Origin of the sequence: Candidatus Symbiopectobacterium sp. NZEC127 (genome assembly GCF_025962675.1) — a bacterium.
Classification (GTDB): Bacteria; Pseudomonadota; Gammaproteobacteria; order Enterobacterales; family Enterobacteriaceae; genus Symbiopectobacterium.
Genome location: NZ_JAGFPG010000007.1, coordinates 120253 through 144548 on the forward strand (window position 1 = coordinate 120253; position 24296 = coordinate 144548).

General features: G+C 54.9%; 24 protein-coding genes. 5 read left to right on the forward strand and 19 right to left on the reverse strand.

The genetic code is table 11. The features are described 5' to 3' along the window. Position 1 precedes the first annotated feature (1 nt). From J5069_RS20555 to ulaA, 15 genes are all read right to left on the reverse strand, one after another. Positions 2-550 carry an RNA polymerase sigma factor gene (locus J5069_RS20555; protein ID WP_264645604.1) on the reverse strand — a complete coding sequence of 183 codons (549 nt, stop codon included), beginning with the start codon at positions 548-550 and terminating at the stop codon, positions 2-4. A gap of 11 nt (positions 551-561) precedes the next feature. Beyond that, on the reverse strand, positions 562-987 hold the full coding sequence (locus J5069_RS20560; RefSeq protein ID WP_413542267.1) for a hypothetical protein: 426 nt from the start codon (positions 985-987) through the stop codon (positions 562-564). A gap of 147 nt (positions 988-1134) precedes the next feature. Then, positions 1135-2136 (reverse strand): protein YdhT, encoded by a 1002-nt coding sequence (gene ydhT, locus J5069_RS20565; RefSeq protein WP_264645605.1) that lies wholly within the window; start codon positions 2134-2136, stop codon positions 1135-1137. 10 nt (positions 2137-2146) lie between these two features. Beyond that, complete coding sequence (gene phsC, locus J5069_RS20570; RefSeq protein ID WP_264645606.1) at positions 2147-2932, reverse strand: thiosulfate reductase cytochrome B subunit; 786 nt, start codon at positions 2930-2932, stop codon at positions 2147-2149. Then, the gene (locus J5069_RS20575; protein ID WP_264625047.1) at positions 2929-3600 is read right to left on the reverse strand and encodes a 4Fe-4S dicluster domain-containing protein; all 672 of its coding nucleotides are present in this window, start codon (positions 3598-3600) and stop codon (positions 2929-2931) included. The genes phsC and J5069_RS20575 overlap by 4 nt, the downstream gene beginning before the upstream one ends. 60 nt (positions 3601-3660) lie before the next feature. Next, positions 3661-4383 (reverse strand): YdhW family putative oxidoreductase system protein, encoded by a 723-nt coding sequence (locus J5069_RS20580; RefSeq protein WP_264645607.1) that lies wholly within the window; start codon positions 4381-4383, stop codon positions 3661-3663. A gap of 16 nt (positions 4384-4399) precedes the next feature. Beyond that, positions 4400-6502, reverse strand: coding sequence for an aldehyde ferredoxin oxidoreductase (locus J5069_RS20585; protein ID WP_264645608.1), 2103 nt, complete (start codon positions 6500-6502; stop codon positions 4400-4402). A gap of 60 nt (positions 6503-6562) precedes the next feature. Beyond that, positions 6563-7192 (reverse strand): ferredoxin-like protein, encoded by a 630-nt coding sequence (locus tag J5069_RS20595; protein ID WP_319801692.1) that lies wholly within the window; start codon positions 7190-7192, stop codon positions 6563-6565. 712 nt (positions 7193-7904) lie between these two features. Further along, positions 7905-9404, reverse strand: a complete 1500-nt coding sequence (gene glpD, locus J5069_RS20600; RefSeq protein ID WP_264645610.1) for a glycerol-3-phosphate dehydrogenase — start codon at positions 9402-9404, stop codon at positions 7905-7907. 233 nt (positions 9405-9637) lie between these two features. Then, positions 9638-10327 carry an L-ribulose-5-phosphate 4-epimerase gene (locus J5069_RS20605; RefSeq protein WP_264645611.1) on the reverse strand — a complete coding sequence of 230 codons (690 nt, stop codon included), beginning with the start codon at positions 10325-10327 and terminating at the stop codon, positions 9638-9640. Continuing rightward, a complete protein-coding gene (locus J5069_RS20610; RefSeq protein WP_264645612.1) occupies positions 10324-11184 on the reverse strand; it encodes an L-ribulose-5-phosphate 3-epimerase in 861 nt (286 codons plus the stop codon). Before J5069_RS20610 ends, J5069_RS20605 begins: the two co-directional genes overlap by 4 nt. 10 nt (positions 11185-11194) lie before the next feature. Further along, positions 11195-11848: a 3-keto-L-gulonate-6-phosphate decarboxylase UlaD gene (locus J5069_RS20615; RefSeq protein ID WP_264645613.1), complete on the reverse strand. Its 654-nt coding sequence runs from the start codon at positions 11846-11848 to the stop codon at positions 11195-11197. Between the two features lie 10 nt (positions 11849-11858). Then, positions 11859-12329, reverse strand: coding sequence for a PTS ascorbate transporter subunit IIA (gene ulaC / locus J5069_RS20620; RefSeq protein WP_264645614.1), 471 nt, complete (start codon positions 12327-12329; stop codon positions 11859-11861). A 9-nt stretch (positions 12330-12338) separates the two neighbouring features. After that, entirely contained in the window at positions 12339-12647 is a 309-nt protein-coding gene (ulaB, locus tag J5069_RS20625) for a PTS ascorbate transporter subunit IIB (RefSeq protein ID WP_222158820.1), read from the reverse strand. A 16-nt stretch (positions 12648-12663) separates the two neighbouring features. Continuing rightward, entirely contained in the window at positions 12664-14061 is a 1398-nt protein-coding gene (gene ulaA / locus J5069_RS20630; protein WP_264645615.1) for a PTS ascorbate transporter subunit IIC, read from the reverse strand. A 408-nt stretch (positions 14062-14469) separates the two neighbouring features. Between ulaA and ulaG the strand changes: the two genes are divergently transcribed. Together ulaG and ulaR are read left to right on the forward strand one after the other, a co-directional pair. After that, complete coding sequence (ulaG, locus tag J5069_RS20635; protein WP_264645616.1) at positions 14470-15534, forward strand: L-ascorbate 6-phosphate lactonase; 1065 nt, start codon at positions 14470-14472, stop codon at positions 15532-15534. Between the two features lie 165 nt (positions 15535-15699). After that, complete coding sequence (ulaR, locus tag J5069_RS20640) at positions 15700-16455, forward strand: HTH-type transcriptional regulator UlaR (protein WP_264645617.1); 756 nt, start codon at positions 15700-15702, stop codon at positions 16453-16455. Positions 16456-16803: 348 nt separating this feature from the next. Here the strand turns inward: ulaR and agp are convergent, their stop codons facing one another. Continuing rightward, positions 16804-18057 (reverse strand): bifunctional glucose-1-phosphatase/inositol phosphatase, encoded by a 1254-nt coding sequence (gene agp / locus J5069_RS20645; RefSeq protein WP_264645618.1) that lies wholly within the window; start codon positions 18055-18057, stop codon positions 16804-16806. Between the two features lie 222 nt (positions 18058-18279). On the opposite strand from agp, the gene glpE reads away from it, so the two are divergent. Continuing rightward, the gene (gene glpE, locus J5069_RS20650) at positions 18280-18612 is read left to right on the forward strand and encodes a thiosulfate sulfurtransferase GlpE (RefSeq protein WP_264645619.1); all 333 of its coding nucleotides are present in this window, start codon (positions 18280-18282) and stop codon (positions 18610-18612) included. Between the two features lie 43 nt (positions 18613-18655). On the opposite strand, the gene J5069_RS20655 is transcribed toward glpE, so the two are convergent. The 3 genes from J5069_RS20655 to rbsK form a co-directional block, all read right to left on the reverse strand. Further along, positions 18656-19954: an MFS transporter gene (locus J5069_RS20655; RefSeq protein WP_264645620.1), complete on the reverse strand. Its 1299-nt coding sequence runs from the start codon at positions 19952-19954 to the stop codon at positions 18656-18658. Positions 19955-20164: 210 nt separating this feature from the next. After that, a complete protein-coding gene (locus J5069_RS20660; RefSeq protein WP_264645621.1) occupies positions 20165-21088 on the reverse strand; it encodes a dihydrodipicolinate synthase family protein in 924 nt (307 codons plus the stop codon). Between the two features lie 47 nt (positions 21089-21135). Further along, a complete protein-coding gene (gene rbsK, locus J5069_RS20665) occupies positions 21136-22347 on the reverse strand; it encodes a ribokinase (RefSeq protein WP_264645622.1) in 1212 nt (403 codons plus the stop codon). 255 nt (positions 22348-22602) lie between these two features. Between rbsK and glpG the strand changes: the two genes are divergently transcribed. Then, entirely contained in the window at positions 22603-23430 is an 828-nt protein-coding gene (glpG, locus tag J5069_RS20670; protein WP_264645623.1) for a rhomboid family intramembrane serine protease GlpG, read from the forward strand. Positions 23431-23524: 94 nt separating this feature from the next. Further along, positions 23525-24283 (forward strand): DeoR/GlpR family transcriptional regulator, encoded by a 759-nt coding sequence (locus J5069_RS20675; RefSeq protein WP_264645624.1) that lies wholly within the window; start codon positions 23525-23527, stop codon positions 24281-24283. The last annotated feature ends 13 nt before the right edge of the window (positions 24284-24296 follow it).

Genomic DNA, 24296 nt, shown 5'->3' on the forward strand with positions numbered 1-24296 from the left:
CTCACGCTTGCGTCACGGCCTTATAAAGCCACTGTAACCGGACGCGCAGAAACTGCACCGCCTGATGTTTGCGTGACAGCAGGGTTTCCATGGGGACGCCGGTTTCCTGCGCCAGCTGTTTGAAGCTGTAGCCCTGCAATTCGGTTTTTTCAAAGGCTTCTCGTTGCAGCGGCGGCATCTCTTCCAGTGCTGCCGCCAACTCTTCCCACACCAGTTGGTACAGATAGGCATCCTCCGCGCTGTCAGGTGGGCTGAACAGAATATCGGCCAGTTCATCGCCTTCCGGCCAGATCTCCGTTGCCATTTCTGTAAGCGCTATGTCGTGTTGCTTGCGCGAGCGATCGACCAACTCGTTGCGCGCAGCACGAAATAGCCAGGCAGAGACGTGCTCTATCGGGTCGAGGTAGCTGTCGGCTTTGATCAGCCGATAGCTGATTTCCTGAAAGATATCTTCCGCTTCCGCCGTGTTGCGCGTGCGTCGGGCAATAAACGCACGCAGTCGTCGTTGACAGGCTTCCAGCGCGGTGAGCAGAACGTTTTGCCTTTGCATGGCGTTCGCCATTACTCCGTTTTTCCGCTTTGGTCGGCGGGTTTTTCGCTTGGCACCGGGGCGTCATCCTGACTGTCATGACACGCTTGATGTCTACCACGACGGTGCGCGAAAGGGCCGTGATGAAAACGGTGACCGCAGTGGTCCCCCTGTGGGCCAAATCCCCGCTGGTGGAAAAAGGCGTCACGCTGTTCCTGACTCATGGCTAACCAACGCTCACGCATTTCGCGCCCGTGGCGGCCAAAAAACCCGCGATAGCCGATGCCACCAAACAGTATCTTACACAGGATCAGCAGCCCCAGCGCCTGGAAAAAGCCAATGCTTTGGACGCCAAAAATGGCGGTCAGCAAGGCATTCCACAGCAGCATCACCAGTGTGGCAATCGCCACAACCGCCAGCAGCCCAATACCCAGCATTTTAAATTTACGATCGTGCATGTCATCTACTCCGTGTTGTTCTGATAAAGAGGTAGACGAATCAGGCGGAGAAATATTTGCATCAGGAGGCGAATTTTTTAAAAAAAAGGGGCTGGAGCGAAAGGCGGTGCGTCGGAATAGCGGTGTGATGCCGTTAGGCAGAGAGCATTAGCCGTTGACGCAGTGGGCACGAGTGAGGCTGTTATCCGCGAGCGGATCGTCTAAGGCTTCAATCTTGCCTTGTTCTGTCAGGCGGTAGGTGACACCGGCAACAATGCCGTTTTCCCCTTCGTACACGGTGATAAAACGCAGGCGTTTACCGTCATGGTAGCTGAGTGCTGCACAGCCACCGACGCCCAGCGTGAACTGTTGCACGCTGCCGCTAGAGCAAAACACGCTGTCGGCACCGCTGGCCTGTAACGTGACGTTATCGCCGCTGTTGGTGATGCGGCTGCCCGCTCCCTGCGTGTGGATATGACTGCCATCGCCGGCATTCGCCACGCGCGTTGAGGCGCCTTGGCTGGCGAGGTAATTGCGTCTGCCGCTGCTGGTGATGTGGGTGCCACGACCGGCACTGCTGATTTTTGTCGCATTGCCGCAGTTGGCAATGCGCGCGCGATCGCCCAACGCGCTGAGGCGGCAGTTCTGCCCGGTATTGCTCATTTTGGCGGCAAAGCTGCTGCTCACCAACTGGCAGCCGTAGCCTGCGTTGGCGATACTGCCATTATCGCCGGATTGGCCGATAAAGTTGCCGTTGCCGGTGGCGGCCAGGTTGCTCTGAAAGCCGGAGCAGCCGATATTCAAAGCATGATCGCCGCTGGCAAATTGCAAGGTGCACGACAGCATCGGTGTGAAGCGGCCAGTGGCGTGGCCGCGCGGGGTGATGTGCAACTGCTCTGCCTGACTGTGCGTGAGTTGCGCCGCCATCGCTCTGGCACTGCCGATCTCCTGTTCAAGAAACCGCAGCGCGCCAAAGCTGTGCGCATAGGCATAATCCACCAGACTTTCCAGCCAGGCGCTGTGACCCTCGCCAATCAGCGCCTCATGAATTGCCTGATAGCTGCCGCCCGTTGGAAAACGTCGCAGGAACCAGCGATACACGTCGCGGCTGACGTGCAGCGCGCGCAGCTGTTCACGCGTAATGTGTGGTTCTCCGTGGGTCGGCATCATGGGCGCTCCGTTAGTGCCTGTGGTAGCCATCGACCATACTGCGGAAGGTCTGGGTCGGCGTGCGCCCGGTGGTGCACAGATAGAGATGCCCACAGATAAAGAACACGCTGAGTACCGCCAGCATAAAATGCACCGGCAGCAGCCAGGCTTTCACCAGGACCCATCCGGCGGGCAGCCACAGCGGGTTATGCAACACAACGCCTGAGAGCAGCAGTAGCGGCACCAGACTGTACATCACCCCCAGATAAGCCACCTGCTGTAGCGGGTTGAATTTGGCGCGCGGTGTGGCCGGGAACGGATGGTCTTCGCCTTTGATAATGCCGTAGAGATAAAAGCGCACTTGCAGAAAAGCCCGCTGGCCCCATCCTTGCCGCTCGATAACGTAATGGTGTCCGTTGCCGCCCAGCGCATTAATCAGCACAAACGCCAGCCAGCACACCAGTAACAGATAGCCGCACAGGCTGTGCAGCGACACCAACAGCGCAGTATCGTGCACGCCGAGCAGCGCAAAGTGGTTGATGAAACCGCTCGCCAGCAACAGGATAAACAGCAGCGCGTTGCTCCAGTGCCACAGGCGTACTGCACGCGAGTAGAGATACACCTTCTCCTCGTGTCCGGCGGCATGCGGTGCAGCGAAGCGGTAACGCAGGAAACCGTGCAGCGCCAACACGCCCAGCATGCCGACAAACGCCACGCCAGCCAGAATCAGCCAGATAGGCCAATAGTCGGGGGTGTAGAGATAAACATACTGATACAGCTGGGACTGAAATTGCTCAGCGTTAGCCATGATATTCATACGTTCACCTTCTTCACTTCGTGGGGGCCCGGCCGACGATAGAGGTGCGGTTTGCCCACATTTGGCAACTGATACTCATAGTAGTCGTGTGTTTTCAGCCAGTTTTGCACCACCTCGCTGTCCTCCCGTCCGAAGATCAGGGCATTTTGCGGGCAGGCACTGACGCAAATCGGCGGGAATCCTTTCATCAGGCGCGACTCCAGACAGAAGTCGCATTTATCCGCCACATGGGTCACTGGGTTCAGGTAGCGCACCTGATACGGGCATGCGGAGATGCAGTAGCTGCAACCAATGCACTTGGGCTTATCCACCCGCACGATCCCGTTGCTGTCGTCGCGGTAGGACGCACCCGTCGGGCAGACGGTAATGCACGGCGCATCTTCGCACTGCTGGCAAGAGTGACGGAAAAAGTGATAGGTATTACCGGATTCAGGCGGCGTCATCGCAATGTGCGCAATGCTCATGCGCGCCGCGCCGGTAGGCACCTTATTGACCTTATGACAGGCAACGGTACAGATATTACAGCCGTTGCACTTCACTTCATCATGGATCATGGCATAGCGCACGGGGGCGCCTTTTTCCGCTTTACCCAATGCCGAGAAAACCGGTGCGCTGAAAAAAATCACCGACCCCATGCCGAGGACAAATTTACGGCGTGAGCATGTCATCTTCCATGCCTCCCAGAAAGTACGTTATTCATTGTGATCCACGCATACCGGGCGCGCGGGCTAGGGGTTCTCATATTGTTCCACCTCAATCCATTCACAGAGCCCTTGGGCTTTGCCAACACTCATGTAGCGGTCGCTGTACAGATAGATGGCACCGTTGGAGGCTTCTACCGGGTGAATATCCTGATAAGCCTCGGTGTCGGCGAGAAAGCGCAAGGTGCTTGCGATTTTGTCGTCATCAAATCCATACGGGTGCAGCGCCAACATGCCGGCCTTGAACGGACGCGGATAGGTCTCGCACTCAAAGCGGACGGTCTGCGCCAACGTAGCGCAGGCATCCTGCTCGTGCGTAAAGACCAAAATCCGCGCGTAGTTATGGCTCATGTAACGGTCGGAGTAATAGAAACAGGTGTCCTGCTGCGCTATTTCGACGATATCGCTGCCTTGTTCTTCGGCACGAATCTGCATCAACAGGACATCCAGCTCCTCTTCGCTTAACGCGCAGGGCGGCGCTAACAGCTCGCACCGATCCACCACCGCACCGTTGGCAGAGCAGCCACGCAGGTAATCTGCCAAAACGAGGTGGGGGGCTTTGGGCTCCTCCTCTACCGGCGCGGTTTCCTGCGCTGTCGGTGCATCGCGCAGTGCGTTGCTTAACGGCAGCAACAACCTGCGCCGGCGCAGGTCCGGTGCATCGCTGTCTGCAACGTCCTCCGTGGCGGCAAGCGCCGCATCCGGCAATTCATCAGCAGGCGTTGTTTGGCTATCCACAACAGTTTTCATGATTGATGCCTTGTACTCAGGCCGGCAACAGGTTGTGCGCCGCCAAATCGTCTGCGATTTCCTTCAGGTCAAGACGTTCCAAAACGGCACGCGTCGGGCAGCCCAGTTCAGGGTCCCAGCCCATGGCGCTGTAGAACATCGTCAACGATTTCTGCACGTCGTCGCGATCCATCTTGTCGGTGCCCTCGCTGAACGCGGGCAGTTTCGGATCCTTATCGAACACCCAGTCACAGATCTGATCGTGCTCACGGCGCATATCCATGGTGTTCATCAACTTCACGGTGTAGGCGCGGTGTAACGTGAAGATGCGTTCTGCCGCCAGATCGAGGCTGGCTTCGGTGGTATCTTCGCCGGTGACGGCAGCAAAGAATTTCGCCTCCATCGCCAGATCGCCGCGGTAGTTACGGCTTTTGTGCGGTGATACCGTCATCGGCCACACCCAGTTACACAGCGTCACGGCGTCGTGCAGGCAGCTTCTCAGCAGCGTCCACTTGGCGTAATCAATCTTGTAGCGGTTGATTGGGGTGTAGCTTTTGGTTTCGTCAAAGGCGTCAGCAGAGCCGAACAGCTCAGCGGCGATCTCTTTTTGCAGTTTGAGCGGCAGGCCGCTGCCAATGTAGTTAATGTGGGTGTGCGTCATGGCATCGCGGTTGAACATGCAGTTGACGATCGTCCCCACCTGCGCCGAGGCTTCGTTGGCATGGTGCACCGGGAAGCCCATGGGCGACCACAGCTTGTTTTTGGCGTAATTCCAATATTCGGGCCCGAGATTCCAGCGCTCTGCGATGAAATAGGATCCGTCGGACAAATGGCTGAACTCGCCAATGCGGTGGGCCAGACGATGGTAGATATCCTTAATAAAGTTCGGATCGCCCTCTTCCATCAGCTTCCAGGGAATGGACGCATACTCTTCGGCGGGCAATACGCGTTTGAACACGCCGTGGGTATGACAGTAGGTGAAGTCCCGGTGCAATTGACCGTAGTTACACCACAATCCCATGTCGTCGAAGATGCTCAGACCGACCAGGTTTCCGACCACGTTGCCATCGCCTTTTTCAGCGATATCTTTGGGGCCGTTGGGGAAGATGGTGGTGTGTACAAAGTTGGCTACACAGGTGTTGCCGCCGGTGGTCGGGCCGCCAAACTGCTTGGCCTGCGGCACGTTAAGCTGCGACATACAGCGGATCGGGCAGGAGTGGCATCCGCCCATTTTCACCGTGTATTTTTCCGCTGCGGGTCCCAGATCGAAGGTGGATTTCATGGTGCGGAAACCGACGGTGTTCTGGTTGCCCGGCGGGATTTCGCCGGTTTCAATCGGGCCGCCTTCCGCCGCCTGCCAGTACAGGCCTTTGCGCGCGGTCCAGCGTGATTTCGGGTCAGAATATTCAGCCCATGCTTGTGGCGTGCTCGGGACAACGTGGTTATTGTTGGCACCGATGAGCTGCGTCATCATGTATTCGTTGAGCGCTTTGAGTTCTTCGCGATTCGCGACGTTAACGCCGTGGCTACCCCATACTGCGATGGCTTTGAGATTTTTGGAACCGAGCACCGCACCTACGCCTGCGCCACCGCTGTGGTTACGGCTGTTAAGAATGCCGGAGAGCGGCACCAGATTTTCCCCGGCCGGGCCGATAGCCGCGACGCAGGTTTCTTCACTGGTGGCGCGACAAATTTCTTCGGTGGTGGCTCGCGTGCCTTTTCCCCATAGGAAAGCGGCATTTTCAATGTTAACTTCATCGTTCTGAATATTAATCCAGACCGGTTTTTCTGCTTTGCCTTCAATAATAATGGCGTCGTAGCCCGCATATTTCATGTAGGCGGCAAAGAACCCCCCCATATGCGCATCAACAACCAGATGGCCCCGGGTAAAGGTCGACAGTGAGGTAATATTGACGCGCGAACTGCACGGTGCGCCGGAGCCGGTCAGCGGTCCGACGGCGAAAACAACTTTATTGCCCTCATCGAAAGGTTTTGTTCCGGCTGGCACCTCGTCGTACATGATTTTATAGCCAAAGCCCATCCCGCCAACCATCTTTTTATATTGGCTGGAATCTTCTTTGCTTATGGTGCCGGTGCTCAAGTTGATACGTAATATATTACCTGTCCAACCGTTAATCATAATTTTTCTTCCTGCGTATGAAACGCCGCGTGAATAAGGGGATAACGCCCATTGCCGTTATCAGACGGTAATCTCTTTCCACTCGATAATGGATAATGCCCCGGTCGGACATGCCGTCGCGCATTCACCGCACAGAATGCATTTGCCCGATTTTTTGGTCTGCGGGTTAACGGTTGCCATCATCCAGGGGCAGGCGGTGGTACAAGCGGCGCAGCCGATGCAGCGTTTAGTGTCCACGGCGATGCTGCCATGCTCTTCATTGAAGGCGATGGCCTTGATCGGGCAGACCTTCATGCATTCGGGGTCTTTACACTGCCGACAGGTGTCAGTGGTGAAATTGAGATCGCCGTACAGGCCGCCGCCGGAGCCCAGCCCACCGTCGCCGTAGTAGAAATGGCGATGGATTTTGACGCGTGAGAAATAGGAACCAACGCTACCGTCATTAAACGACGTGCAGGCAGTTTCGCAGCGATGACACCCGGTGCAGCGGGCACGGTTTGTCACCAGCACGCCTTTGGGGGTGGTCGTCAGCCCGATAACGCCGCTGTCGATCTGTTCCTGTCGGCATCCCAACAGTGAAAGCAGTGCTGGCGCAATGGTGATCCCTGCCAGGCCTTTGCCTGAAATACGCAGGAATTCGAGTCTTGTTAGTCCCAGATCCAATAAAGGACGCTCAACCTGATTAGGCATTTAATTTTCATCCTCCGCATACCCGAATACATGAGCACGGAAATCAACGCAGTACAAAACACGCAACAAGGCGGCAAGAAATAACGTGACAGTGAACACTAACCGTTGTATAAAATAGTTAATAACGATATCTCATCACAACGGCTTATTACCTGCGTCTGTTTTGCGAACTGACTTACGATGCAATGTTGAATAGGACGGAGATCATGACTTGCCATCAGGGCTAATAATATAGTACTTGATATGCAATTTATTACTCCGTTAATCATTAATAAGAATGGGTATTTTATTGTTTTTATTCTGTGAGCTGTATCGTAGAAAAATAAATAGCCATTTATTTTTTGTGGTTATTGATTATTATTCTTATTTACATCCTGCCAGATATATCTCTTATTCATTACTTTTCTTCTTGTGATAAATATATTCCCCGATTTTATATTCTCTTAACAAAATAAATCACATTGTGCGCAATGTTTATTAGCATTCGTTTATTATTTACTGTTATTACCAGAATTAATTCCTGATGGATCGTTCAGTTTTGATTTGAGCGCGAGAGGCACTATTGAGTGGAGTGGCAAAAAATGACCATGGCGATTATTTTGAAGGGAGAAAGACGGCATAAACGACGAAATGTTACCACATACTGCGTATAAAAAACGAACAGGTTACCTTTTGGTAACCTGTTCGCTGGAGGAGCGGTGTGGCAGGAAAATTATTGTGCGGCAACCTTCGATTGACGATAGGCGCTTAACCAGTCAGTGACGCGCTGTTTCTGCTCATCATTGAGCCACATGCCCAGTTTGGTACGACGCCAGATGGCATCTTCCACGCTGACAACCCACTCTTTATCGGCCAGATAGCGCAATTCAGCTTCGTAGAGATCGTGTCCGAAGTTTTCGCCGAGGTCATGAATGCCGGTGGCGTTCGTCAGGATTAGCTCGCTGTGGGAACCGTAGGTGCGGGCATAGCGACGCGCCAGCGATTCTGGCAGGTTGAAACGACGGCGCAACGCAGCGGCGTACTCATCGCGCGTACCGGCCAAATCGCCGCCGGGCAGCACCGCGTTTTGTGTCCAGGCCTGTCCACTGTGAGGATAGTATTTTGCCAGCTTCTCCATCGCATGTTCTGCCAGCTTGCGGTAGGTGGTCAGCTTGCCGCCAAACACCGACAGCAGAGGCGCTTTACCGTGCTCATCCGCCACTGACAGCGTGTAATCACGGGTAATGGCCTGCGGAGAGTCCGACTCGTCATCGCACAGCGGGCGTACGCCGGAATAGGTCCATACGATATCATCACGCGTCAGCGTCTTTTTGAAGTGATCGTTGTAGACATCCAGCAAGTAGGCCGTTTCTTTGTCGTCGATCTTCACGTCATGCGGATCGCCGTGGTATTCCACGTCAGTGGTGCCGATGATCGAGAACTCATCCTGCCACGGAATCACAAACACGATGCGGTTATCTTTATTTTGCAGAATGTAGGACTGCGGTTCGTCGTGCACGCGGGGCACGACAATGTGGCTGCCTTTGATCAGGCGAATGCCATAAGGGGATTTCAGCTCCAGCCCGTGATCGAAGAACGCTTTCACCCAAGGGCCCGTGGCGTTGACCAGCCCTTTCGCCTGCCAGGTGTGGGTTTCGCCCGTCACGCTGTCGACGGCATCGATGATCCACAGATCGCCTTCGCGACGCGCCCGCGTCACTTTGGTGCGGGTGCGCACTTCGCCACCACGTTTTACCACTTCCTGCGCGTTCAACACCACCAGACGCGCATCGTCTACCCAGCAGTCTGAATATTCGAAACCGCGCGTTAATTCGGGTTTCAGCACCGAGTCTTTGCCGAATTTCAGGCCGTGGCTGGCGGGCAGGCTGACACGTTTGCCCAGATTGTCATACATAAACAGCCCGATACGGATCATCCAGGCCGGGCGCAGGTGTGGCTGATGGGGCAAACGGAAGCGCATTGGGAAGATGATGTGCGGTGCCATCTTCAGCAATTTTTCACGCTCGGAGAGCGCTTCGCTCACCAAACGAAACTCGTAATGTTCCAGGTAGCGCAGGCCGCCGTGGATCAATTTTGAACTGGCAGAGGAGGTGGCGCTGGCGAGATCCTGTGCTTCCAACAGCAGCACCGACAAGCCACGGCCCGCGGCATCGGCTGCTATGCCTGCGCCGTTGATGCCCCCACCGATTACGATAAGGTCTTTGGTTTCCACGCGTTCTCCTCCGTGTCCAAAAAAAGGTCAAAATGTTCGTTTTCGAGCATTATCATAATCGAAAACAAACACCACAGCCAAGGATTAACCAAATAAAAACATTTAGGCGTGATGCAGATAACATATTGTTGAAGGTTGTCACATAAAGTATAGGGGATTGGTGCGAGGAAGGGCGCGTAATTGGCGGAGAATGCGGTCATTTCTCGCGTTGGCGAGGAATGACCGTCGAGGCGCTATTTTTGCCCGTAGTAGGCGTTCGGACCGTGTTTGCGATTAAAGTGCTTATGCTGCAACGCGCTGTCGAGTGGGCGCAGATGAGGGTTCAGCGTGCAGGCGAGCCAGGCCATGCGTGCTACCTCTTCCAGCACCACCGCATTGTGCACCGCTTCTTCTGCGTCTTTGCCCCAGCAGAACGGCCCATGCTGGTAGGCAATAATGCCGGGCGTGTGCAGCGGATTACGCTCTCCCAGCGTCTGGGCAATGACCACACCAGTATTTTTTTCGTACTCCTGCTCCACTTCTTGCGCCGTCAGCGGACGGGTGCAGGGAATATCGCCAAAAAAATAGTCGGCGTGCGTGGTGCCGAGCGCAGGAATATCCAACCCCGCCTGTGCCCAGGCGGTGGCGTGAGTGGAGTGGGTGTGCACAATCCCCCCCATTTGCGGATAACGGCGATACAACTCCAGATGCGTCGGGGTATCCGAGGAAGGGCGATAACGCCCTTCGACCTGATTGCCCTGTAAATCGATCACCACCATATCGTCGGCCTGCATCACCTCGTAGGCAACGCCGCTGGGTTTGATAACCACCAGACCGCGTTCGCGGTCGATCGCACTCACATTCCCCCAGGTATAAGTCACCAGACCGTGTCGAGGCAGGGCCATATTGGCTTCAAATACCCGTTGCTTCAGTTGCGCTGTCATGCGGCTTCCTCCACGTGCAAACCGGCGCGTTCCATGCGCTGTTTCACCCAGTCGCGCGCCGCGATCACTTCCTTAATGGGGTCCGGGGCATTTTCGCTCCACATCTCAATCAGATAAGGCCCGCGGTAGCCGCTCTCTTTCAGCGTGGTAAAACAGCGTTCGAAATCCACGACGCCAGTGCCAAAGGGGACGTTTTTGAAGACGCCGGGGCGGGTATCTTTCACGTGCACCGCGACAATGTGGCCCTGGCCCGCGCGCAGTTCCATCTGCACATCGTTATCCCAGGCCGAAAGGTTACCGATATCGGGATAGAGCTGAAACCACGGGTTGTTCAGGTAGTTGGCATAGCCCAGTGCTTTGCTGATGGAGTTCATCAGGGGGTAATCCATGATCTCCATGGCCAGCGTAACCTGTGCGCGGCTCGCCATTTCTACCGCTTGTTGCAGACCGTCACGAAAACGCTCACGGGTAATCTCATTGGCTTCCTGATAATAGACATCGTAACCGGCCAACTGAATCACGCGAATCCCCACATCCTGCGCCAGCGCGATCGCTTTATGCATGATGGCAAGCCCTTGATTGCGAATAGCGTCATCTTGCGAGCCCAGCGGGAAGCGGCGGTGCGCGCTCAGGCACATGGAAGGCACCCGAATGCCGGTGGTGGCGATGGCATTGACCAGCGCCAGACGCTGTTCACGATCCCAATCCAGCCGGGCCAAGCGCGCATCGGTTTCATCCAGCGACATTTCGACGAAATCAAAGCCCAGTTCGCGCGCCAACTGTAAGCGTGCCAGCCAACTTTCACCGGGAGGCAGCGCTTTTTCGTAGATGCCCAGCGGCACCGCTTTTGTCAGCATGTTGCTTCCCTTAGCCCCACAGTTGGGCAATTCGGCGTTTAAACTCACGGGCGGCCTCGACCGGGCTTGCCGCATCGCGGATGCTGCGTCCGGCGATAAAGACGTGAATCGGGATGCCCTGAAACAGCGGCAGATCGTCCAGCGCCAGACCGCCGGTGACGGTGACTTTAAAGCCCATTTCGGCCAGGCGCTTGATGGCGCTGATGTCGGTTTCGCTCCAGGCGACGCCAGCGGCCTGTGCATCCCGGCTGCGGTGATACACCACTTGCTGAATCCCTGCCGTGCGCCAGGCTTCCGCCTGTTCCCATGTCCAGAAACCGGTCAGCTCGATCTGCACATCGCCGTCGAATTCGCGCGCTACCGCCAGTGCGCCCGCGGCGGTGTTGATGTCTGCGCAGCAGATTACGGTGACCCAATCGGCATTGGCTTCAAAACACATGCGTGACAGAATTTTCCCCGCGTCGGCAATTTTGGCATCAGCCAGCACAATCTTGTGCGGATAGAGCGCTTTCAGATCGCGCACGGCGCGCACCCCTTCGCCCACGCATAAAATGGTGCCGACTTCGATAATGTCCACCTCTTCGGCGATCAGACGGGTGGTGTTGTAGGCATCGGACAGCGTCTGGTTATCCAGCGCAACTTGTAACATCGGTAACTGTGGCATCGGGAACTCCTTATTCCGTCGCGGCCAGCGTGGCGCGATCGATCAGATCCAAAACATCCTGCTCGGTGCGGCAGGCGCGCAGGCGATCAAAATTCGCCTCATCTTCAAACAGATTAACGATCTGCATAATGCCCACCTCTTGGTGCGCGGTAGCATCCTCGGCGGCCAGCGTGATCAGCAGATCTACCGGATCGTTATCTTCATGGTTGAACGGCAACGGGGTTTTTAGCGTCACCAGCGCGAAGCCGGTTTTCTTCACCCCTTCCTCCGGGCGTCCATGGGGCATGGCAAGCCCGGGAGCGATAACAAAATAGGGGCCAAAACGTTCGACGCCATCGAGAATCGCCTGGTAGTAGCGCGGCTCAACCACGTCAGCCGCGACCAGTAGATCGACGCCGATTTTGACCGCTTCCTGCCAGGTGGTGGCCTCCGCTTGCAGGCGGATTGACCGGTTTTCCAGCAGCGAATCGCGTAGCTTCATGGAAACTCCTTACGCTTTGGCGTCCTGAGGGAAGTGGGCATTGATCACCTCCATCAGCTTGGGACCAAACTCGGCGGCAGAGAGCATATTGCGCACCCCGACGACGTACTTGTTGCCGCTCACGGTAATCTCATCCGCCACGTGGGTTGAGGCGATAATGATGTCCGCGCCGCTCAGCTCTGCTTTATATTCCCCGACGGCACAGCTATTGACGGTGTGTGCCACCCCTTGTTGGGTCAGGAACTGATCCACCTTCATCTTCATGATCATGGAACTGCCTTGCCCACAGCCGCATACGGCCAGAATCCGAACTGTCATGGTGCTTTCTCCAGCGTCATTGCGCGGTGGTTTGCGCGAGTTGTTTTTCTGCATCTTCTTCAGCGCGCAGCGTGCGGCTGGCAAAGTACATGTAGGCCACCGCGATGAGGATCACCACGCCCATAAACCACAGGCCCAGCGTCATGCCTTGCATCAGCGGCGGTGCCAGAATTGACCAGTCCGCCATGCCCATCCAGGCCGACAGTCCGGTGAGTTTTATCGCCCATACGCAGCCAAAAATCTCAATCATCCCCATCACCAGACAGATTTTCAGCGCCGCGCGCCAGCCGCCAAAGTGGTTGGCAAACACGCCGATGGTGGCGTTGGAGAAGAACATCGGGATAAAGCCGGGGATGATCATGATGGGCGAACCAATCCCAATCAGAATGCCAACGGCGATCAACTGGCCGATGGTGCCCCACATAAAGCCCCATACCACCGCATTGGGGGCGAAGCTGTAGATGGCGGCGCAGTCGATCGCCAGTACGGCACCGGGGATCAGGCGCTGAGAGATGCCGTTAAAGGCTTCGGACAGCTCGGCAACGAACATGCGCACGCCCTGCACGATGATGAAAATGGCTACGGCGAATTGGAAACCGGTTTGCAGGATATAAACGGTCCAGTGGGTCTTGCCTGCCATCTTCTGCACCGTATCGATACCGAACGACAGCAGGATTGCGCCAAAGAACACGGTCATCACGATGGCGGTAGAGACGATGTTGTCATGGAAGATATTCAACCAGCCGGGCAGCTTCAGATCTTCGACGCTCTCTTCCTTTTTCCCCAGATAGGGGGCGAGCTTGTAGGCCAGCCAGGAGGCGAACTGCTGCTGGTGGCCGATGGAGAAACCGCAGCCGTCGGTCACTTCCTGCGTCGGCTTGTACATCATGTTGGAGGTGATCCCCCAATAGAGCGACACCAGCACGGCGCTGCACAAGATGGTTGTCCACATTGGGTAACCGAGAATATAGAAGAACACCGCCAGCAAACCCGCCTGCTGAAACATGATATGGCCGGTGAGCATAATGGTGCGAATGCCGGTAATGCGGCGCAACAGGACATACACAATGTTCAGCGCCAGCGCCAGCAACACCGCATAGCCGACCCAACTGTAGGCATCGCCCATGCGTTCGATGGTGGCCATCATCGAGGCGTAGGTGTCAGAGATGGCACCGTTGATTTGGTACACCTCGGACATCTTGGCGACCACGGGTTTGAAGGTGCCGGTCAGGATGCCTGAACCTGCTTGTAACAACATAAAGCCGATGATCGTCTTGATGGTGCCCTTGATGATCACCGTGGCGCTTTTGCGCAACAGCAGGTAGCCGAGAAAGGTCACAATGCCAAGCAGTAAGGGAGCGTTGGTCATGACCTGATTAAAGAAAATGGTGAAGATGTTGTAGAGAGTTTCCATGGAACACTCCAATCGATTTTTATTGTTACCGTTTTACTGCTATTGCCTGCCATCGCAGCCTGCTGACGAGCAGCGGCGTTGTGGCTGGCATAACCGGGCGTAGGGACTTCAGTAATCACGAGTAATCGTATTGAGATTTTTGTTGATTGTTTGTGATTAAACTCGCAATTCTCATGGCGCTTAAGATCATTCGATAATCATCTTTTATTTTTATTATTAAATTCAATGCATTGAGTTTTTATTCTTTTGCGTTATTTGATCTTGGTGTGAATTTTCATGATTTTTTTATCATCTTAAGTGATTGTCAGTGCGATTTAACGGTGATAGATTGACGTTAAGTTGTCGTGTTTAATCTTTTTATGATTACTTGTGATTTATTTAATTGCCGATTAATGATGAGGTCACGCCATGAGCAAGATAGAAACCATTACCCGCGAATCCTGGATCCTGAGCACCTTCCCGGAATGGGGAACCTGGTTGAATGAAGAGATCGAACAAGAGCAGGTTGCCGCTGGCACCTTCGCCATGTGGTGGCTGGGCTGCACCGGGATTTGGTTGAAATCCGAAGGTGGGGCCAATATTTGCGTCGACTTCTGGTGCGGCACGGGTAAGCAGAGCCACGGTAACCCCTTGATGAAAAACGGGCATCAGATGCAGCGCATGGCGGGTGTGAAAAAATTGCAACCTAACTTGCGCACCACGCCGTTTGTGCTGGACCCGTTCGCCATCCGCCAGGTGGATGCCATTTTGGCGACGCACGACCATAACGACCATATTGACGTCAACGTCGCCGCCGCCGTGTTGAAAAATTGTAGCCCGGAGGTTCCCTTTATTGGCCCGCAGAGCTGCGTGGATCTTTGGGTGGGCTGGGGCGTGCCGCGCGAGCGTTGCATCGTGGTGAAACCGGGTTCGGTGATCCGCATTAAAGATATTGAAATCCATGCGTTAGACGCGTTCGATCGCACCGCGTTGATCACTTTGCCGGTGGAACAAAAAGCGGCGGGTGTGTTACCGGATGGCATGGATCTGCGCGCGGTGAACTACCTGTTCAAAACCCCCGGTGGCAACCTGTATCACAGCGGTGATTCCCACTACTCCAACTACTACGCGAAACATGGCAACGAGTATGATATTGACGTGGCGTTGGGCTCATACGGAGAAAACCCGCGCGGTATTACCGACAAGATGACCAGCGCGGATATGCTGCGTATGGCTGAGGCGTTGAATGCCAAGGTGGTTATCCCCTTCCACCATGATATCTGGTCGAATTTTCAGGCCGATCCGCAGGAGATTCGCGTGCTGTGGGAGATGAAAAAAGACCGTCTGCAATACGGTTTCAAACCCTTTATCTGGCAAGTCGGTGGCAAATTCACCTGGCCGCTGGACAAAGACAATTTGGAATACCACTACCCGCGCGGCTTTGATGACTGCTTCACCACGGAACCCGATTTGCCGTTCAAATCTTTCCTGTAATTTGCGATGTAGTGCGCGACGTGGCAAACACGTCGCGCTATGCCTGCCATACTTCGACGCGAATTATTGAGGGCATATGATGATTGCTGCGCATTTATGATAAATTATGATGTAAACTTTTCACGTCGACGCCATGACGCGCCGCTTCTTGTTACCGGACGACTTATGACTGAATCTCAGCGCCATCATGCCATCATTGATTTTCTGCAACGCCAGGGGCAATTCACCGTCTCTGACTTGATCGCCAACTTTGACGTTTCTCCTGCCACTGCGCGACGTGACATCAACAAACTCAATGAATTGGGCAAACTGCGCAAAGTGCGCAACGGCGCTGAAGCCGTTAACCTGCCGCGCCCGTCCTGGACGCCGCTCAATATCTATCAGGCGCAGAATCTGGATGAGAAAATGCGTATCGCGCAGGCAGCGGCGGCACTGTGCCATCCCGGTGACAGCGTGGTGATTAACTGCGGTTCAACGGCGTTTCTGCTGGGGCGTGAGATTGTCGGGCGTGATATTCAGGTGATTACCAACTATCTGCCATTGGCGAATTTCCTGATTGAACAAGAGCATGAAAGTGTGGTGATCATGGGCGGGCAGTACAACAAGAGCCAGTCGATCACCCTGGCACCTCAGGAAGGGGATGCGAGCTTGTATGCCGGCCATTGGATGTTCACCAGCGGCAAAGGGTTGACCACGGAAGGGCTGTACAAAACCGATATGCTGACGGCGATGGCAGAGCAAAAGATGCTGAGCTATGTCGGCAAACTGGCGGTGGTAGTGGACAGCAGCAAAGTGGGCCAACGCGCAGGCATGCTGTTTAGCCGTGCCGATCAGATTGACGTGGTGATCACTGGGAAGCAGGCTGACGCCACTATTGTAGAGCAACTGCGAGCGCAGGGTGTTGAGGTGATACTCGTATAATAGACATTATGTCCGGAGACTGAGTTATCCTTGTATCTCTGTCAGTAGCGTGAGTGTTTCGTGCGCGCTTACCAACGCCAGTTTCTGCAACCGTTGTTGCGCGCCCGACACGAGGCGCTCAATCGCCGCCGCCTCGTGGCTCCAGGCTTTTCGCGATAAATCACGCCGCTACGCGGTGCCTTCGGCGTTCGTGTCCGCTGATCGGGCCGTTCCCAACGCGTTCCCGACGCGGTGGGAACTTTCGCCGCATCCCTGCGGCTCACCCGGCGGCCACGCCCACCTCATCGTGATTCTTTACGCGAGCAAAAGACCAAACCACATCTTTTGCATCGGCCATTATCAGGATCTTTACTGAGTTAGCGCGTTAGTAATTTTCTCGAAGCCCTCAAATGGGCAGAAGCCTTTGTCATTGGTCGGACACTCGCTAAGCGTTAGCGTCACGCGCTGCGGCGGGTTGGCGCGGTTCAATGGTGCCAGCGTGGCGAGCTGTTCAGTCGATTGATACACGTATTCCACTTTCAACAGCGCCTTGTTACTGGCGTTATCGCGCCAGCGTTGGAACACCACCTTGCCGCCGATCGGCGTGGTTTCCAGTTGGTGCGGCAGATGGTACGGCTTCACGCCCAGCGCGGAGAACAGCGACGCGACGTTTGAATCGTGGCCGACCAGGAAGGTGAATTTGGGCTGCTGCTCGCCAAACGCACCGGCCAGCGCTTTGACCAGATTGGCCGAGACCGCTTTGGCAACCACCGGTGCACTAAACACCACGCTGTTGTAGTACTCTTTGATCGACACTAAATCAGCCAGTTGCTTCTCATCTTTGATGCGCCCCCAGCCGATCTGGTTAATCGGTGTGCCTTCGTAGTATTGCAGGATAAAGGCATCGGCAATTGAGGTGCCGGTTCTCAGCGGACCAACCACTCCCGGCTCTTTGCCAGCCTCGATCTTCACGTCAGTTTCCTGCGCCATCAGGTCGCACTGTTTATCCTGCTTGCAGTTGGCGGAATCCTTGTAACGGATGATCTCGGCCATCTGCTGGTATACCGGTTTCAGTCGCTCATTGAGCCCTTTCACCCCACCTTCACCGGCTTTTTGGTTGATGGAGTCGATGGCCTGCTGCTTAAAGCTGGCGCTGTCATTGCGGATGATCGGGTTAAAGGTGGCATCCATCGTGCCCAATTTCTCTTTGTGCACCACGGGCACCAGACAACCGGGGAACGCGCCTACCGCGAAATATTGCGCGGTGGAGATGGTGCGTTGCAGGCTGTTGGCATAGAACGAGACGTCTTTATCCGTCGGGCAGGTATCGGCGGCCAGCAGGCGGTTATCCACCAGCCATTCGTTAAAATAGTGGCCGAAATAGGCTTCCAGCACGCCGCCGCGCGTGGTCAGGTAGCTGCTCGGGGTATCCCACTGTGGCCAGGCATCGGGTGTGACCTTGCCGAGCGCGCTGCTCGGACTGGCTAACGGGGCGCGCAGGCCGTGACGACTAAACACCACGACCTGTTCGAGCGTGTAGCCGTCCTGCGCGGCGGCCGGGAAAGAGAGCGCTGCGGGCAGTAACAGCGGGAGACAAAACAGGACTTTTCGTTGTAAAGACATGGTGATGCTCCTGGTGAGTGAATAACACAGTCGCGCATTACACGCGTAACGGATGCGTGAAAATGTGATCCTTTTCATCATGACTCTTTTTTTGTATAGCGAAAAATGTTTTATTACAGAAATGTGACGATTGACTTACCTTACTGAAACAGTAGCATCTCCCTCACAGTGGCGTGCGCTGTGCCGTAATGCCTTTTTTCTTTGTCCCGAGGTGGTATCCGAATGGAACAGTTTGAGTGTCTCAGCATTGAGCAAGCCCACGAGCGCTGGCAGAAAAGCGGTGTGATGGTGGATATCCGTGATGCGCAAAGTTATACCACCGGGCATGTGCCGCAGGCGGTGCACCTGACGAATGAAACGCTGTCTGATTTTGTGCGTGAAGCCGAACTCGATCAGCCGGTGATGGTGATGTGTTATCACGGTATTAGCAGCCGCAATGCGGCACAGTATCTGTTGAGCCTGGGTTTTGAAGCGGTATACAGCGTGGATGGCGGTTATGAAGCCTGGCAGCGCGATTTTCCGCAGGATGTGGCGTCAGCATCGGATAACGCGTGAGGGGAAATATCCCGACGCGGTTAAGCGTCGGGATAGGGCAAGGTTATTCAACCGCCTGAATTGGCTTTTTCACAAAGAAGCCGTAGCTGATCGCTCCCAGCATTAGCAGGAAGGCACCAAACAGGAAGACGTTGGTGAAGGTGCCCGTTGTATCAAGGATGATGCCGGTGACGATCGGTGCGCTGGCTGCGCCGAGGAATCCGCCGAAGTTCTGAATGGCACCCAGTGAAGCCACCTGTGATTTCGGTGCGATATCCGTTGCCAACGTCCAGATAACGCCTGATGGCATCTGAGAACAGAAATAACCCAGCGACAGCAGCGCGATACATAACGTGGTGTCGTGCACGAAGGGGATCGGTGCCACGAAGCAGGCGGCCAGTGCTGCACCGCACACGATCGGGATTTTACGCGCGGTAATGGTGTTGGTACCGCGACGAATCAATCGATCAGAAATCACGCCACCCACCAGCACGCCCAGGATCCCGGCAAAGAACGGGATGGATGCCACCCAGCCGGTTTTCATCAGACTAAAGCCGAGCGATCTCTCCAGATAGCTTGGCAGCCAGGTCAGGTACACCCAAATGGTGAACATGATGGAGAAGTTCCCCAGGATCATGAACCAAGTGGTTTTGTGTTTGAACAGCGAACCCCAGCTTGCCTTGGGCTGGCTCGCCTGTTGCTCCGTCGTCGCTTCTTCTACACCGTGAATCTCGACTTCTTCCGCTGGCGTGGGATTGCGATACAGTTTCAGCCACAACAGCAGAATCGGAATACCTGCCAAGCCGATAGCGATAAACATGCCGCGCCAGCCCATCGTTAACAACAGAATAGTCAGGATCGGCGGTGCAACGGCGTTGGCGATCTGAGAGCCGGTGTTGATGATGGCGGTGGGAAGCCCGCGTTCATTACTGGGGAACCAGCGATGGGTGATCTTGATACCGGAGGTAAAAAACGGTGATTCAGAGATGCCCAGCATCATGCGCAGACCATAGAACATGGAGTAGCCGTTAACGAAGCCCGCGAGAATGGTGAAGCCTGACCACAGGCCGAGCGCCCAGGAAAACATTTTTTTCGGCCCGAATTTATCAACCAGCCAGCCCGCAGGCAGGTTGGCGAGCGCATAGGGCCACAGAAAGGCTGAAAGCAGCAGGCCCATCTGGGTGGAGCTAAAGCCGAACTCTTTCGAAATGGTGGTGTTGGCGATACTGAGGTTGGCGCGGTCAAGGTAGTTCACCACGGCGGCGATCAGCAACACCAGAATAATGCTCCAACGCAAACGGGATATTTTTTGCATTGGTGGAGCAACAGCAGCAGGTTGAGATAACGATATTGTCTCTTTCATTTTATTTATTTTCCGTGAGCAGGCTGAGAGGAATCTGCGAATAAACGATTCGCCGTGAGTCTGGCTGTAAGGACGTTGTTGTAGGAGTCAGGGCGTGCTGTTCTTGCGCCCAATCACATTGGTCACACACGATCATGCTGAGAATTCCCCTGGTTTTTTTATTTTTCGTAGCGGGAATCACAAAGTGTTCCCGCTATTTATAGTTATTTTTTATTGCGCAATTTTTTTCTGGTAATGCGCGGTGCCGTGGCTAATCTGGTCGAGGATCACGGTCAATCCCCAGAATTTTTCCAGCACGTCATCCTTGTTGACCCGGCAGTGAATGCTGTCAAAAGTGCCGCGACGCTGGTGGTAAATTTTGGCGTTTTTCGGATAGCCCAGCGTTTCAGTGACGGCAGCCAGCGACAGGAAATCCGCCAGTTCGTCTGCCAGCGCAGGGTTTTCCTGATGGTGGTGATACAGCCACACGTACAGTTCCGGGTGGAAGTTGGTGAACACGCCGCTGAAACCGCGTGAGCCCGCTTTCATCGCCGGGAACGCAATGGCGGCATTGGCGTTGATGATATTAAGCGGGGTGTCCTGCACCAGCTTGACGCGACGGGTTACGGTGTCCAAATCGCAGCTTACGTCTTTCAGCACCACGAAACGGCCGCTGTTGGCGCAATAGGTCAGCTCTTCGTCACTCAGCAGACGGCGATACGGTGCCGGGCACTCATACAGCCCCAGCGGCAGCGATTCCGGCAGCGCATCCAGCAGGCTGTTCAGCGTACTGAAGAAGGTGTCACTGCCGGTTTTCTGCGGATCGAGGTGGTTAGTTACCAGCACCAGCGCATCGATGCCGGTTTGTGCCATGGCTGACAGCTCTTCGATTTGTGCGCCGAGATCGTCACTGATGTGGCCGGAGGCGATCACCGGGACGCGGCCTTTCACGTGATCGACAACGAAACGGGCCACCGCCACGCGTTCTTCCAGCGTCAGGAATTGCATTTCACTGGACTGGCACACGGCAAACAGCGCATCGACCTTGTTTTCCAGATACCAGTCAATCAGGTTGGCCAGGCCGGGATAGTCTACGTCGTTCTGTTCGGTGAACGGTGTAAGCATGACAGGGACGATACCATCGATTTTTTTCATTTTTTATTTCTCCGAATACAGACTGTGCGGGCGCGGGCCCGCAGGCATTAACGTTGTGATAAACGCGCGATAACCTGTTGATGTTCTGGCATGTTTGAGGCACCTTCCCGCTCAACTGCCAAGGATGCAAAGGCAGAGGCGTAGGTCGCGGCCTGCACCATGCTTTGTCCGTTGGCCAGTGCGGCGGCAAACGCACCGTTAAAGGCATCCCCAGCGCCGGTGGTGTCGACACCGAGCGCCGGAAAGGCCGGAATGTGTTGGAACTGGTGGCCGTCATACAGCAGCGCACCGCGCGATCCCATAGTAATAATGACGCGCTTGGCACCCATACCTGCGATTTTCAGCGCGGCCTCTTTGGTACTGTCAAAATCCTGAATGTCGATACCCGACAGCAGTGAGGCTTCCGTTTCATTGGGCGTGATCACGTCCAGATAATCCAGATAGGGCAGAATCTCGCTGGAATAGGGGGCCGGGTTGAGGATCACTTTTTTGCCCAATGCGTGCGCCAGCTTGATGACGTTCAGGGTGGCGGAAAAGTTGTTCTCCAACTGGACCAGCAGTACGTCTGACGTGGTCAATTCCGGCGCGATGGCCGCCACTTCGTCATCAGTGATGGTCTGGTTGGCACCGGGATAAATGGCGATCATGTTCTCGCCGTTTTGCTGCGAGACATAGATGATGGCGTTGCCGGTGGGTTCGGTATCGGATTGATACAGCTTGAACGCGTGAATATCCGATGACGACAGATGGTCGTAGGCAAACTGGCTGAACTGATCGGTGCCTACCTTGGTGACAAAATAGACCTGTGAACCTGCCCGACTGGCGGCCATCGCCTGATTGGCACCTTTGCCGCCGGGGCCAAGGGCGCTGCCCTGCGCCATGATCGATTCACCGCCTTTGGGAAAACGCGCTACCTTGGCGACGATATCGACGTTGAACGATCCTAAAATACACACCTTGCCGTTCATCTTGTTTCCTTTCTGTTTGCTGGTTTGATGCCGGGTCTGCTTTTCCAATCGCTTGAGCAGTACTTCAAAATTTTCACTGCGGGGCGCAATCAGTTCAGATTGCAGACTGCGCCGCACAATAATTGCACCGCCGTAGCAGCGCTGAACCAAATTCAGACGCGCCAACTCGTTCAGGTCGCTGCGGATCGTCTCTTTGCTCACGGCAAATGCGGTGGCCAGATAATCAACACTGGCACGTTCGTGTTTGGTTAAATAGGCCAGAATTTGATTACGTCTTTCTTCCAGGAACATGGTCACCTCGCTGCTGGATATGAGCCTAAAGGAGCGGCTATGGTTAAAAAGTGACTATTGTCATAGGATAATGGGCAAAACGGAAGCAAACGGAAGTATGTATGTGGGTGATGTACAACGAATTGCCAGCATCAGTGGCGTTTGTAGCGCGGGTACCAGGGTAAACCGCCTCTTTATCAGAACAATATTTCAACCCTCTTAATAAAACGATGTGATATTTTTATGGCAAATCAATTTGCTAACGGATAAACCACGATGGCAATTCGCCTAACAGCCTTATCTCAGCCACGCTTGGCACAGGCGTTTGTCGACTATATGCAAACGCAGAATATTCAACTGGAGTTGCGCTTCTCCGGGCAGGAAGCGGAACTCTGGCTGGATGATGAAGCGCGGTTGCCTGAAGTACAGCAGGCGCTTGAGGTGTTCATTCAAGACCCGATGCATCCGCGTTATCAAGCGGCCAGTTGGCAGGCGGGGTCGACCTCATCGCCCTTGCGCTATGCGCGGTTCTCTTATTTGCAGACGTTACAGCAGCGCGCCGGGCCGCTAACGCTGGGTGTGATGATTACCTGCATTGTCGTTTATCTGTGGATGGCGATATTCGGTAACGATCGTGCCATGATGTGGCTCTCTTACCCGGGCGTGGGGCAAAAATTTCAGCTATGGCGTTGGTTCAGCCACGCCTTCCTGCATTTCTCCTTGCTACATATCTTGTTTAACCTGATGTGGTGGTGGTATCTCGGCGGGCCGGTAGAGAAAATTTTGGGGACGCGCAAGCTACTGATCTTGGCGCTGCTCTCAGCGGTTGCCAGCGGCTGGATACAATCGTTCTTCAGCGGCATCTATTTCGGTGGTCTGTCCGGCGTGGTGTACGCCTTGATGGGCTACGTCTGGCTATACGGTGAGCGCGTGCCGTCGGGCCCGCTGTTCATGCAGCGCGGATTGATGGCCTTCGCATTGTTGTGGTTGATCGCCGGATATTTCGATATTTTAGGTCTACGTATTGCTAATGCCGCGCACGTCGTGGGTCTGGTTATTGGGTTGGTGCTGGCCTTTTGGGATACGCAGCAGAAAAAAGCATGATCGCAACCCGGTAGCATTGCGGGGTAAGCGTTGCCAGCAGCACAGAGAAGTCTCAACCAGAGGGTTGAGTGGAAACCTGTTTTAGGGGAACAACGTGAGGCAAACACAGCGGCACGACGCCATCATTGAACTGGTGCGTCGGCAGGGATATGTCAGTACCGAAGAGTTGGTAGAACATTTTGCGGTGAGTCCGCAAACCATTCGCCGGGATCTTAACGATCTGGCGGAGCAGAATAAGATCCATCGCCACCACGGCGGAGCGGCGCTGCCTTCCAGCTCGGTGAATACGGCTTACCACGATCGCAAGATGATGTGGTCAGATGAAAAAGCGCGTATTGCACGTAAAGTCGCCAGCCAAATCCCGGATGGTGCTACGCTGTTTATAGATATCGGGACAACGCCAGAGGCGGTTGCCTATGCGCTGTTGCAACACAAGGATCTGCGGGTCGTCACCAACAACCTGAACGTGGCGACGCTGTTGATGGGAAAAGAGGATTGCCGGCTGATTCTGGCTGGTGGCGAAGTGCGCACCCGGGATGGCGGCATTATGGGTGAAGCGACGCTGGATTTCATTTCTCAGTTTCGTCTGGATTTTGGCATCCTCGGCATCAGCGGCATTGACATGGATGGCTCCTTGCTGGAGTTTGATTACCATGAAGTGCGCACCAAACGGGCAATTATCGAAAATTCCCGCTGCGTCATGCTGGTCACCGACCACTCCAAATTCGGTCGCAATGCGATGGTGAATCTGGGCAATATGGACCTGATCGACTATCTTTTTACCGATCAGCTACCACCACCCAGCGTAATGAAAATCATTGAACAACATAAGGTGCAGTTGGAGTTGTGCTGAGCCAGACGTGCCT